Origin of the sequence: uncultured Shewanella sp. (assembly GCF_947501225.1) — a bacterium.
GTDB lineage: Bacteria > Pseudomonadota > Gammaproteobacteria > Enterobacterales > Shewanellaceae > Shewanella.
Genome location: NZ_CANMUW010000026.1, coordinates 22,331 through 34,556 on the forward strand (window position 1 = coordinate 22,331; position 12,226 = coordinate 34,556).

Annotated in this window: 12 protein-coding genes; 6 read left to right on the top strand and 6 right to left on the bottom strand. The window is 48.4% G+C overall.

Annotated features, from left to right (window positions below; all coding sequences use genetic code 11):
• Window positions 1-78: 78 nt before the first annotated feature.
• Complete coding sequence (locus Q1B47_RS21075; RefSeq protein ID WP_299798509.1) at window positions 79-1,254, bottom strand: acyl-CoA dehydrogenase; 1,176 nt, start codon at window positions 1,252-1,254, stop codon at window positions 79-81.
• Between the two features lie 465 nt (window positions 1,255-1,719).
• Here Q1B47_RS21075 and Q1B47_RS21080 point away from each other — a divergent pair, with 465 nt between their 5' ends.
• From Q1B47_RS21080 to Q1B47_RS21095, 4 genes are all read left to right on the top strand, one after another.
• A complete protein-coding gene (locus tag Q1B47_RS21080; RefSeq protein WP_299798512.1) occupies window positions 1,720-2,604 on the top strand; it encodes a MipA/OmpV family protein in 885 nt (294 codons plus the stop codon).
• Between the two features lie 5 nt (window positions 2,605-2,609).
• Window positions 2,610-3,029: a DUF3019 domain-containing protein gene (locus Q1B47_RS21085; RefSeq protein ID WP_299798515.1), complete on the top strand. Its 420-nt coding sequence runs from the start codon at window positions 2,610-2,612 to the stop codon at window positions 3,027-3,029.
• Complete coding sequence (locus Q1B47_RS21090; RefSeq protein WP_299798518.1) at window positions 3,029-3,742, top strand: response regulator; 714 nt, start codon at window positions 3,029-3,031, stop codon at window positions 3,740-3,742. The genes Q1B47_RS21085 and Q1B47_RS21090 overlap by 1 nt, the downstream gene beginning before the upstream one ends.
• Window positions 3,743-3,805: 63 nt before the next feature.
• A complete protein-coding gene (locus Q1B47_RS21095) occupies window positions 3,806-5,080 on the top strand; it encodes an ATP-binding protein (protein WP_299798521.1) in 1,275 nt (424 codons plus the stop codon).
• A gap of 84 nt (window positions 5,081-5,164) precedes the next feature.
• Here Q1B47_RS21095 and Q1B47_RS21100 read toward each other — a convergent pair whose 3' ends face one another.
• Window positions 5,165-5,476, bottom strand: a complete 312-nt coding sequence (locus Q1B47_RS21100; RefSeq protein WP_299798551.1) for a DUF1289 domain-containing protein — start codon at window positions 5,474-5,476, stop codon at window positions 5,165-5,167.
• 168 nt (window positions 5,477-5,644) lie between these two features.
• On the opposite strand from Q1B47_RS21100, the gene Q1B47_RS21105 reads away from it, so the two are divergent.
• Complete coding sequence (locus Q1B47_RS21105; RefSeq protein WP_299798524.1) at window positions 5,645-6,181, top strand: DUF4136 domain-containing protein; 537 nt, start codon at window positions 5,645-5,647, stop codon at window positions 6,179-6,181.
• Between the two features lie 132 nt (window positions 6,182-6,313).
• Here the strand turns inward: Q1B47_RS21105 and Q1B47_RS21110 are convergent, their stop codons facing one another.
• The 3 genes from Q1B47_RS21110 to Q1B47_RS21120 form a co-directional block, all read right to left on the bottom strand.
• Complete coding sequence (locus Q1B47_RS21110) at window positions 6,314-7,783, bottom strand: AAA family ATPase (RefSeq protein ID WP_299798527.1); 1,470 nt, start codon at window positions 7,781-7,783, stop codon at window positions 6,314-6,316.
• Window positions 7,784-7,854: 71 nt separating this feature from the next.
• Window positions 7,855-8,991 (bottom strand): HlyD family secretion protein, encoded by a 1,137-nt coding sequence (locus Q1B47_RS21115; RefSeq protein WP_299798530.1) that lies wholly within the window; start codon window positions 8,989-8,991, stop codon window positions 7,855-7,857.
• Window position 8,992: 1 nt separating this feature from the next.
• Window positions 8,993-9,400 carry a DUF3302 domain-containing protein gene (locus Q1B47_RS21120; RefSeq protein ID WP_299798533.1) on the bottom strand — a complete coding sequence of 136 codons (408 nt, stop codon included), beginning with the start codon at window positions 9,398-9,400 and terminating at the stop codon, window positions 8,993-8,995.
• A 312-nt stretch (window positions 9,401-9,712) separates the two neighbouring features.
• Between Q1B47_RS21120 and purT the strand changes: the two genes are divergently transcribed.
• Window positions 9,713-10,888, top strand: a complete 1,176-nt coding sequence (purT, locus tag Q1B47_RS21125; protein WP_299798536.1) for a formate-dependent phosphoribosylglycinamide formyltransferase — start codon at window positions 9,713-9,715, stop codon at window positions 10,886-10,888.
• 68 nt (window positions 10,889-10,956) lie between these two features.
• Here purT and Q1B47_RS21130 read toward each other — a convergent pair whose 3' ends face one another.
• Window positions 10,957-11,928 carry a D-2-hydroxyacid dehydrogenase gene (locus Q1B47_RS21130; protein WP_299798539.1) on the bottom strand — a complete coding sequence of 324 codons (972 nt, stop codon included), beginning with the start codon at window positions 11,926-11,928 and terminating at the stop codon, window positions 10,957-10,959.
• Window positions 11,929-12,226 lie beyond the last annotated feature (298 nt).

The window sequence follows — 12,226 nt, forward strand, 5'->3', positions numbered from 1 at the left end:
CGGCTCTTGATAGCGACAACATCTGAGACTTTTTTACAGCCTACCCGTAACTCCATGTGTACTGTCTTTAGATTGAGATCAACAGAAGGCTTGAATACCTGTCTGTGCCCTTCCTAGAATCAATGCATGGATATCATGGGTTCCCTCGTAGGTATTTACCGCTTCGAGATTCATAACATGACGTATGACATGAAATTCATCTGAGATACCATTTCCACCAAGCATATCCCGTGAGGCGCGGGCAATATCGAGCGCCTTCCCACAGGAGTTACGCTTAATCATAGAGATCGCTTCGACGGCCAGCTTATCGATATCCATTAACCGTCCCGCCTGCAAGCAGGCAAACAAGCCTAAGCTTATCTCAGTTTGCATATCCGCTAACTTCTTCTGAACTAACTGATTTGCAGCCAGAGGCCTGTCAAACTGTATTCGGTCCAGGGAATATTGACGGGCGGTATGCCAACAAAATTCCGCGGCCCCCAGAGCCCCCCAGGCGATACCGTAGCGCGCCTTATTCAGGCAACCAAAGGGGCCTTTGAGTCCCACAACATCTGGCAGCAATGCCGTTTCCGGTACTTCGACGTTATCCATGACAATCTCACCGGTGACCGAGGCTCGCAGTGAAAACTTCCCCTCAATTTTTGGCGTAGTCACCCCCTTCATCCCTCTTTCGAGGATAAAGCCACGGATCTGCCCTTCCAGCTTCGCCCACACAATAAAGATATCGGCGATGGGGGAGTTGGTTATCCACATCTTAGCGCCGTTAATTCGGTAGCCGCCATCTATCCTTTCGGCCCGGGTCTTCATACCTGAGGGATCCGACCCCGCATCGGGCTCAGTTAAGCCAAAACAGCCCACCCACTCACCGCTGGCAAGCTTAGGCAGATAGTTTCCTCTCTGCTCCTCCGTACCATAGCTATAGATAGGATGCATCACCAGAGAGGACTGCACACTCATGGCCGAGCGATACCCGCTATCTACCCGCTCTATCTCACGAGCTATCAACCCATAACTCACATGATTAACATTTGAACAGCCATATTTTTCAGGTAATGTCGCACCGAGCAGCCCCAACTCACCGAGTTCGTTCATTATCTCCCGATCGAAATGCTCATCTCGATTTGCCATCAATATCCTGCTCATGAGTTTGTCTTGAGCATAATCATAAACACTGTCACGGATCATTCTCTCCTCTTGAGAGAGCAGAGTGTTAAACTGCAAGGGATCTGTCCAATCGAAATGCGCTCGCGCCATTTTTATCATCCTCTATTCAGAGTTAAATCGATCAAGGTGAAGGGAACTACCGATTACCGGCTTAGCTTAAGCATAATTAAGTTTAAGGAAAAATAATCTTTTTCTTTAACGGTCATAGCGTTTCTCTATAGCAGGCTTTGTAATATCCGAATATTTCGACTCAACGTAAAAGTTAGCTCAGCTATAGAACAGTAAAACGTGAAGTGACAGAACCCTGCAACTGAACACACATATTCAACCAGCTGTAAAAAAATAAGGGGCGGTGTAGCGATGTGGTAAAACCACGACCTGATGGGACCCACAAAGTAAAAACACAAGCCAAACACAATGAAAACAAGTCATAAACACAAGGTGCCGTGCTGTATCAGTTTGCATCAAAATTGATTAAATCACTGCCTAATCCCCCTCGAAGTGATACTCTGTTACTCATTATGTTAATTCTGTGATGAGTATTTAGAGCGGGTCATGAAAAAGCTAAGATTGCTTCTGCTAAGCTTCATTCTTCTTCCCATATCGACCTGGGCCGATGTGGTGGACTCCTGTGGAGAAAAGGTTGAGTGTATTGAAATAGGCAGATGGGATGTTGGTCTGGCACTCGGCTATGGTAACAGAACCAATCCGCTGAAAGACTATGATGATATCCCAATCTACTTAGTTCCGACTTTTGCTTATTACGGCGACACTTGGTTCTTCGAGAATGGTAATTTCGGCTACACTCTCTCCGAACAGGAGAAGTTCACCATCAACCTGACCACCAGCCTCAGCAGCGATAGTGCTTACTTTCATCGCTGGGACCCATCAAATATTTTCATCGCCGGCACCAATAAGTTTGAGCCTAGAGCATTATTGAGCTCTACCTCCCAGACACCAACGATACTGAAGGCGGCACAGGAGCCTGAGATAGGAAAATTAGATAAACGCCACTTTACCTACCTGGGGGGCGTTGAGGCATTTTTCTACACTCGCGCCGGTACTGTAAACCTATCTGTGGCCCACGATCTGCTGAATGTACATCAGGGAACGGAGGCTAAACTAAAGTGGCTCTATAATCTGGCTATCGAAGACTGGAAGTTTGAATTAGCCCTGACCTTCGACTGGAAGAGTGAAGAGCTTGTGGATTATTACTATGGTATCAGACCCGGTGAGAGCAGTTACTGGAGTCAGGCATACCAGGCAAAGTCCGCGCTCAACACCGGACTCGAGCTCACCAGTCACTATGTGATGACCGAGCATTGGGATCTGCTCTTTTTAGCCCGATACACACATATCGGCGATGAAATAGTTGCAAGTCCCCTGCTAAATGAAGACTATACCAGTACCTTTTTTGTCGGCGCAGCCTACAGGTTTTAATACGGGTGTTATTGTCGATATTTAGATTTTTTCTTTTAGGAAGTTTCAGCCTTGCCTTAGCGAGCAGCCTTACCGTGCGCGCAGAGGAATACGACTCATCCGGCTATAAACTCAAGATGTCACCCGAGTTTTGTATTACATCGGAAGATGAGCTGACCTGTGAGCTGACGCTGGTACTCGAGTGGGAAAATGAAACTCATAGGCCCATATGCATTCTGTCCGACTATAAGGAGATGGCAAAATGGTGCGCCGAGTCGGACAAGACACATTCATTGACCCTGAATATTAAAGCCACTGACGATATTCAATTTGTAATGATAGATAAAGAAACACACCAAACGCTAGCTGGAGTCAAACTCAAAGTAACGCCGGCTTCCGAGCCAAAAGTTCGACGACGCTATCGCAACCCATGGAGTTTATTCTAATGACAGAGCCTCAATCGACCCATAGAGTTTTACTGGTAGAGGATGATATACGCCTCGCTAACCTGATTGTGGATTATTTAAAGTCGCATGGAATGCACGTTGAAGTAGAGCGCCGAGGAGATACGGTCTTAACCCGATTAATCAGCTATAAGCCTGACATCATCTTACTGGATATCATGTTACCGGGAATGGATGGCCTGAGTCTGTGTGAAAAGTTGCCTGACTATTTTGCCGGTCCAATTCTCCTCATGAGCGCACTGGGCTCAAATGAGGATCAGATCAAGGGGTTAGAGCTTGGCGCAGACGATTATGTCGTTAAGCCTGTAGACCCCGCGCTACTGATAGCCAGAATCAACAATCTGCTACGCCGTACGGCTAAACCGCCTAAGGTTGAGTCTCACTGTCTTAGCTTTGGTAAATTAAGCATCGATCCACACACGCAGGCGATCAGACTCGGTGATGTCGAGGTCGATCTCACCAGCCATGAATTTGAGTTACTATGGTTACTCGCTTCTCAGGCCGGTCAGGTATTGAGCCGTCAATATATCTATCAATATCTGCTCAATATTGACTTTGATGGTAAAGACAGAAAAATCGATGTCAGAGTATCGCGCCTGAGAAAGAAGTTAGGGGATAATATCGAGACGCCATTCAGAATTAAGACTGTCTGGGGTCAGGGTTACCTGTTCGCTCCGGAGGCCTGGAGTAACTAAGCTCCGCCTATCCGCTCTATGCATCGAGGACCCGGGTTCTACCTATTTGTTATGGAAAGATAATTGAAACGACTTTTTCTTAGTCTCTACCTACTGCTAAGCCTCAGTGTGTTAGGTATAGGTTGGACTCTCGATAGCATCTGGCAAAATAATGTCGAAGAGAGTGGCGCATTGGATGCGCCATTTATCGCTTTGGCGCAACTGCTTGCCAAGCTCCCCGAAGAGCAGCGCCAATTTTATCTTCAGGAGTCGGGGCAAAATCCTGACTATCCCATTAAGCTACTCGATGCCGGTCAGATAGCTGTCTCTGCCCACAACTCGCTCACCGCCGACAGCGTTCTAATCACTCAGCAGGATGATGATCATGAACTGCACTTCATAAAGGTCGCCGATCAGATCTTAGTTGCCGGTCCCATAGAGATCGATCCCAGAGCCAGATTGCGGGGATTGTTTACTCTCTTCTTCTACCTCTCATTAGCCTTCATCTCCCTGATCTGGGTATGGCCGCTATCGAGAGATCTGAAAACTCTCAGAAATGCGACCAAGGAGTTTGGGCAGGCTAACTGGAACACTCAGATATCCCTTTCATCCCGCTCCCAGGTGCTGCCTCTGGCCATCACTTTCAACGAGATGGCGCAGCAGATAAGTACACTCATAGAGAATCAGAAACATCTTTCTAATGCCGTCTCACACGAGATCCGCACCCCGCTTGCCAGACTGAAGTTTGCCCTGGCGTTAATGCCGCAATACTGCAAGCCCGATTCCGATGAGCAGCGAAGAGCTGAGTTTATGGAGGATATGCAGCAGGATGTGAAGGAGATGGAGAACCTGCTGCAGGAGCTGCTAACCTACGCGAGCCTGGAGTCACAAGGCAAGGAGGTTCAATTCGAGCACTGCGACCTCAGCGTGTTAACTAAGCAGACGATCGACCGTTTATCATCGACGGTATCCGCCCCGATTGTGTTTGAAAACAGCGAAAATCCCGTCTACCTGATGGGCGATCCCTCTCTCATCGAAAGGGCGATTCAAAACCTTATCACCAACGCCCAACGATTCGGGCGCCAGGCGATAAAAGTTAAGATATCACAGAGTCAGGAGCAGGTTTCGCTCTCAATTACCGATGACGGTCAAGGGATCCCTCCTGAGGATCAGTGCAAGATATTTGAACCCTTCTACCGCAGTAAGTCGGTACAAAATGGCAATAAAGGTCATGGCCTGGGGTTGGCCATCATCAAACGAATCATGGAGCGACACAAGGGAAAGGTGACTCTGGAAAGCCGGGATGGTTACACCTGCTTCACCCTGTTCTGGCCTACACCGACCCGGCCTCAGAGTTAAACACCGAACAAGGTCAGAACAGATAAACAAACTCCATTGGCGACCAATGACTTATCGAACTCACTAAGCAAGCTCAGGTGAAGCTTAATCAAGAGTCAGGCCGCCCGATGGCGCATCGGGGACAGTCTCATCAACTACACCAAAGTCCAGCGACGAGTTTATCGCTGCCCTCTGCTGCACCAGCTGGGCTTTTTTAGCCTTCAATATTGCCAGTTGCCTGCGGCGCTTTCGTTGCTTACACAGGCGAATAACATCATATTTTTTGGCATCAGAAAACTCGAGCCAGTTAAAGCGCTCATCTCTATTGCGCAAACAGCCCTTACAGTAGCCTCTGGCATCGGTCTGACAAACACCGATACAGGGACTGGGGATCTCAAAAAACTCTAACTGCTCCATACCCTGAATATGCGAAACCTTATGATTATCCAAACAGGTGATACTTTAAACATAACTGATAACTATTCAACTGGCTAAGTTTTATTCACTAGAATACTATAAAATGGTTACCGAAGAGGTGTGCGAATTACACCCCAATTAACTGCCATCTTTCACTAAAGGATTAATATGAAATTTAGCCCTCTTCCCACTCTATTCATCACGGCTATTCTCCTCTCTGCCTGTGCGACAACACCTAAGAGTGATTACGACATCAACTACGACTTCAATCAGCTCAACAGTTTTACCGCGTTTTCTCCCTCCCAAACCAAGGATCCAATCAGCGCGGAAAGGATCAAGGGAGCCATTTCAGAAACCCTTATGTCTAAAGGTTTTGTCGCTGATGAAGCAGATCCTGATTTCAGGATCACATACACCTTCAAGGTCGAGAATAAACCTAAAGACTCGGGTGTATCGATAGGACTGGGCACAGGCACCTGGGGAAGCAGTGGTGGCATCAGCATAGGAACCAGTGTCGGAGTTCCCATAGGCAGCAATACGGCTAAAATCCAGACCATACAGATAGATGTCATCGACGCACAGAGTAATAAGCTCATATGGCGCGGCACAGACAAGTTTAATTTCGATGCAGGCGGCGAGGATAAAGCCGAGGAAACGGCAAAAACAGTCACTAAAATTTTAGCCCTGTTTCCACCGCAACAGTAACCGGTTGTAATGTAACGAGCGTAACGATGAAGAGTTAATAGAACAGATACCCTGCAGATGGCCCTTCAAATAAACCATGACCCCATAGTGCATGGGGCTCTCTCACTGAACGAAGGGCTTAGTAACTAAGGTCTAAAGGTGTGCATTTACCGTTCGCCCAGATGCCCAATCCCTGAGCGCCTGTAACTTCTCCCGCATCACCACCGACAGCGGCCTGGTTTTCATCAACTCCTCGATAAGCAGGCTCTGCTCCACCTCTCGGTCAGATGCCTTTGCTGTATAGATGGCCGAGATGATCGCCTGCTCTATCTCCGCGCCGGAAAATCCCCGGCTCACATTAGAGAGTTGAGCCAGGTCGAAGCGATTGGGGTCCAAATTACGACGCTTGGCGTGAATAAGAAATATCGCCTGACGGATCTCATCATCCGGAAGGTCGACGAAGAAGATCTCATCCATACGCCCTTTTCGCATCAACTCCGGCGGCAGCGCCGAAATATCGTTGGCGGTAGCCACCATGAACACATCTGATTTTCGCTCTGCCATCCAGGTCAAAATGGTGCCAAGGATGCGTTTTGAGGTACCATCATCGCTGGCACCACTGCTTAAACCTTTCTCTATCTCATCGATCCAAAGCACGCAGGGGGACATGAGGTCTGCCAGCTCAAGGGCATGACGCAGACTCTTCTCGGTCTCACCGATATATTTATTATACAGGGCTGACATATCCATTCTCAGCAGGGGACGCTGCCACATACCGGCAACCGCCTTTGCCGCCAGGCTCTTACCACTGCCCTGTACCCCAAGCAACAGTATTCCTTTGGGTTGATCCTCAATAGCCTCTGTTTTTCCGGAAGGCGTCCTCTGTTTTAACCAATTTTTGAGGTTGTGCAAACCGGCGACCTGAGAGAAATCGCTGGTGTCATATTCAAACTGCAACACGCCTTTCATATCCAGCAGTTCAAATTTGCCCCGGTTAACCATATCTACATCTGAGTGCGTGATAGCCCCGTCATCGACAATGGCTTTATGGGCAAGACGACGCGCATCATCAAAGGTCAGCCCCCTAAGGTTATCGGCGAGCTTCAATACCGCTGAATCATCGACGCTCAAGGCCAAACCTTCACTCCTTGCTTGCTCAATCTGCTCATAAACAAGGTTTTGCAACTGGGCCGTATTGGGAAGTGATATACGAAAATGGGCACAGTAACGCTTTATCTCAGGTGGGATCTCGAAGGCATGACTCACCAGCACTATTGTATGCTGCAATGATTCATACTCGAGGGCAATCTCTTTAAGTAAACGAACATTCTTAGGCGCATTCTCGACAAAAGGATGAAAATCACAAAGCACATAGATCCCCTGTTGCTCGGTCGATTTTATCTGTCCTAAGATATCGGCAGGCTCACTGTTAAACTTCTGAGTGCCGATCGAACGGTCGAGCCGTGTCAACCCCTGAGTAATGCTCCAGCTGAACAGGGGCTGATAGAGAATCGAAGAGACTTTTTTCAACAGCTCGATGACCCGATACTCCTCATAGGTTTCGATAACGACAATAGGAGTATTGGAGCGTAATACGGCGGTTAAATCTCTGATATCTTGCATGTTCGGTCCCTAATCTAAGCGCATAAAAAAGGCCCGTTAAACGGACCTTTTGATATTACCAAAGCGAGGGGTTAATGGAATAGATAATTTAACCAGCCTAGCATTCTCAATATAACCTTACGCATCACCGCGACATGAGAGAAATGCTCGGTATAGATGGCCGCCTGTCCCGCCACACCGGCAGGAAATGGTTTCTTCACATCATGTTCATCAAGTTCAATCAAGACTACCGCTCTTCCTCTTGGCATCAGTGCCATAGAGGAGATCAATACACCGCGCGACTGTAGCTCCCCCTCGGCCATTGCCGGCAGGATCTTGGCTACCCGCCCCTTAAACACCACCCCGGGAGCTGCATCTAAGATCACCTCGGCCTCATCCCCCTCTTTTAGTCGTAACAGTGAGTTTTGCCAGAAAGCCCCGGCAAAATAGCGCTGCTCATCGGGAATAAAGCTGATCAGTGACCGCAGAGGCATAGGCACCGCCACGATACCTGGACGCAATGCCATCTGAGTGACCATGCCATCGCTTGGTGCCCTGACAACTGTCATCTCAAGATCAAACAGCGCCTTTTCAAGCTCTCCCTGTATCCTTGCAACCTTAGTATTTACCCCATCGACATTAGATTGAAAGGCGAGCCTAACTCTCAACTCCTCGGCTTTCGCCGCGGTCAGTTGTGCTTCCGACGCCAAATATAGCTGGCGTTTGTTGTCTAGCTCAAGCTCGGTAAATGGCGAGTTAGCTCCGCCTTTCTTCTTACCTTTGGCATAACGTTCGAACGCAGACTTAGTTCTGTCTCTGTCGGCCGTTGTCCGCTCGACGCTGGCTAACGCAGCTTGCCATGCAGCCTCGAGCTGTGGAACCTCCTGCTCAGCCGAAACCAGTGCAGCCCGCTTCTGCTTAACTATCGCCTCAAAGGGACGCGAATCGATACGAAACAACACATCTCCTTTCTTGATAGGAACATTGGGCTTAACCTCCACATCCGTCACTATCCCACGTACGGCGGGGTTGATCGGTACAGTGACAAATACCTCTTTCGCAAATGGCGTGTAGGGATGGTTATAGTTCATCAACAGGATCAAGGCGCCAACAATAAATACACCACCCAATATTGCTGTAGGAACGGTCCACTTGTTCAGCGGTATTTTAAATGCCTTAAAAATGGCAATACAGATCGCCGCATAAGTAAGAATCAGTAATAGATCCATCTTATACCTCCTTCTTACTGGTTGTATGTTCACCCACATCGGTTTGCGCTTCCGGGTCGATGACAGGCTTTTCACCGGACTGCTCGATAGATTGCAAACGTAGCTCTAACTGGGCAACCGTTTCATTGAGTTGTTTTACCTCGCCTTCCAGGGCCAACTCACGTTCGGCGATAGAACTGAACCCCCAGCCTCGCCCCTCACGGTACAAGGTGGCCCAGATCCAGAGAAACGGCCAGATGGCATGCAGGGTAAACAGACTCACCCACCCGGCTACATGCAGCGCATCCTGCTGCGGATGGTTACGTTTTTTAGCAATTTCGTAGGGAATATCGTGAATGACGATAACACCGTAAAAAATAAAAATTGCCACAAAGAAAATCACGCCTAATGCAAAGTAATCTAAAAACACTACTCGCTCCTTACACCCTTATAACCAGCTGCTCCGGCTATATTCAGATGTTTGTTTTTATGACTCATGAGAGAATCAACCCGGAAGCATCTCCTCAACAATTCATTAACAACACCAGTGCTTTTTTCATTAAAAACACAGTGTTCCGTTCCGTTAGAGTGATCAACTACACACTTGTAGTCCTTGTTTCCACTATATATGGCCATCAATGTAATATAGTGGATAAAAGGGCGAATATAAGCTCTCAAAAACAATAAAATTAACTTAGCGTTAACAGCTAATACCTTTATAAAAATTAACAAGGTACCCACAATGATAGGAACACCACATTCAAATGGCGCGCTTCGTGCCATGCTTCTCGGCTGCGGAGAGCTCGGCAAAGAGGTTGCAATCGAACTACAGCGCATGGGAGTCGAGGTGATCGGTGTCGACCGATACCCCAATGCCCCCGCTATGCAGATAGCCCACAGATTTCATGTTATCAATATGCTCGATGGCGACGCGCTGAGAAATATTATTGAGCAGGAGCAACCCCATTTGGTTATTCCTGAGATTGAGGCCATTGCGACCCAGACCTTAGTTGAGATGGAAGCGGAAGGTGTCAACATAGTACCTACCGCGAAAGCGACTCAATTGACCATGGACAGAGAAGGGATCAGACGTCTGGCCGCCGAAACCTTGGGTCTCCCCACCTCACCTTACTTTTTTTGCGACACCCAAGCCGAGTTTGAACTGGCCATCGAAAATATCGGCATGCCTTGTGTCGTAAAACCGGTCATGAGCTCATCTGGCAAGGGACAGAGTGTCATCCGCGAAGCTGCACAGGTACTCAGCGCATGGAACTATGCTCAGGAAGGTGGACGCGCCGGTGGTGGCCGGGTCATTGTCGAAGGTTTTGTTCCCTTCGATTACGAAATAACCCTGCTTACGGTTAGTGCTGCTAATGGTATTCACTTCTGCGATCCCATTGGCCATAGACAGGAAGATGGTGACTATCGTGAATCCTGGCAGCCCCAAGCTATGTCACCTCAGGTGTTGGCCAAATCTCAGGAGATAGGTCGTAAGGTCGTCGAAGCGCTCGGTGGTTACGGCCTGTTTGGTGTAGAGCTGTTTATTAAGGGGGATGAGGTTTATTTCTCTGAGGTCTCCCCTCGTCCACACGATACCGGACTGGTTACCTTGATCAGCCAGGATCTCTCCGAGTTTGCCCTACATGCGCGAGCCATTCTTGGCTTACCCGTTGCTAATATCGCTCAGCATGGTCCCAGTGCATCAGCTGTGATTCTGGCCGAAGGCAAGTCTAACAACATTCGTTATCAGGGGATGGCTGCATCACTGGAAGCGCCTGACACTCAGTTGCGTCTGTTCGGTAAGCCTGAGATTGATGGCCGTCGCCGCTTAGGTGTAGCGCTGGCGCGTGGAGAGAGTATCGATAATGCCATAGATAAGGCGCTGGCTTGCGCGAGCCGAGTCGAAGTTATCTTATAGAGAAGTGGTTTATAGAAAACGGTTTATTTAGAAAACGACCTCCCGGGCCTGAGCGCCCGAGAGGCTGCTCAATTAACCCTATTCACAGGCTTTTCGGATAGAAAGGCCTGTAAGTTAGCTATCGCTATATCCAGTAAATTCTGTCTCGCTTCCAGTGTCGCCCAGGCATTATGGGGAGTGATGCTGATATTAACCGTGCTAAGCAGCGGGTTATCAGCCTCAGGTGGCTCACTCGAGAGCACATCGACACCTGCAGCGGCAATCTTCCCCTGTTCCAACGCCTGTTTCAAAGCGACTTCATCGATTAGTCCCCCCCGGGCGGTATTGATCAAGATTGCACTCGCGCGCATCTTCTCAAGTACTTTCCGGTCTACCAACTTATCTGTCGCTTCGGTCAGAGGACAATGCAGAGAGAGAATATCTACCCTAGGGAGCATCTCATCGAAGCCTATCCACTCAACGCCTTGAGGAAGGTCGGTGAGCTCTTTACGGGTATTGACCAACACCTTCATGCCGAAGGCCAAAGCTATGTTAGCCACCTGTTGACCGATGGCACCATAGCCCATCAAGCCTAAGCTTTTTCCCATCAATGATTGCAGCGGTGCCAGGGTAAAGCAGAAATCCTCAGATTCATTCCACTTGCCAGCCGTCACGGCATTGTGGTGCATACCCACTCTCTGTGTATGGTGAAGGATATGAGCAAACACCATCTGAGCTACCGCATCGGGGCCATAGCCGGGTACATTGGTCACTACAACTCCACACTCAGCTGCAAAGTTCAGGTCAACCACATTCGTCCCCGTAGCGAGCACCCCGATATATTTAAGCTGCAGAAGCTGAGAAAGTGTCTCTGCTGTAATGGGCGTTTTATTGGTGAAGATGATATCGGCATTCGATGCACGGGAGATAAGCTCAGCCTCAGAGGTTCTGTCATAACAATGAAATGTCCCTTCACCATCATGCTTAGCCAGACCAGACAGAGGCTGCCAGTCAAGATCGCCGGGATTTAACGTATAACCATCGAGTACGACAATATTCATCTGTCACCTTAAAATTAAGAAGTGAAAACCTAGAATCTAGGCTCTAGAAACTAGAAACTAGGCTCTAGGAACTAGAAACTAGAACTTAAGCTTTAACCCCAGGTTCGCCTGTCCCTGCCACATGTTGATACGACGGGCGCGCTGATGAACCAGTCACATATTATCGGAAATAACTATCCACTCTATGCACTATTCCAAACTGAACTGAAGCCAGAACTTAAAACTTAAAACTTAAACTTTAACCCCAGGTTCGCCTGTCCCTGCCACATGTTGATACGACGGGCGCGCTGATGAACCA

Bases quoted from the DNA above. Each gene is read 5' to 3' on its own strand.
- Q1B47_RS21105 (WP_299798524.1), top strand. From the start codon at position 5,645: ATGAAATTTAGCCCTCTTCCCACTCTATTCATCACGGCTATTCTCCTC.
- Q1B47_RS21075 (WP_299798509.1), bottom strand. From the start codon at position 1,254: ATGGCGCGAGCGCATTTCGATTGGACAGATCCCTTGCAGTTTAACACT.
- Q1B47_RS21130 (WP_299798539.1), bottom strand. From the start codon at position 11,928: ATGAATATTGTCGTACTCGATGGTTATACGTTAAATCCCGGCGATCTT.
- Q1B47_RS21110 (WP_299798527.1), bottom strand. From the start codon at position 7,783: ATGCAAGATATCAGAGATTTAACCGCCGTATTACGCTCCAATACTCCT.
- Q1B47_RS21080 (WP_299798512.1), top strand. From the start codon at position 1,720: ATGAAAAAGCTAAGATTGCTTCTGCTAAGCTTCATTCTTCTTCCCATA.
- Q1B47_RS21090 (WP_299798518.1), top strand. From the start codon at position 3,029: ATGACAGAGCCTCAATCGACCCATAGAGTTTTACTGGTAGAGGATGAT.
- purT (WP_299798536.1), top strand. From the start codon at position 9,713: ATGATAGGAACACCACATTCAAATGGCGCGCTTCGTGCCATGCTTCTC.
- Q1B47_RS21100 (WP_299798551.1), bottom strand. From the start codon at position 5,476: ATGGAGCAGTTAGAGTTTTTTGAGATCCCCAGTCCCTGTATCGGTGTT.
- Q1B47_RS21115 (WP_299798530.1), bottom strand. From the start codon at position 8,991: ATGGATCTATTACTGATTCTTACTTATGCGGCGATCTGTATTGCCATT.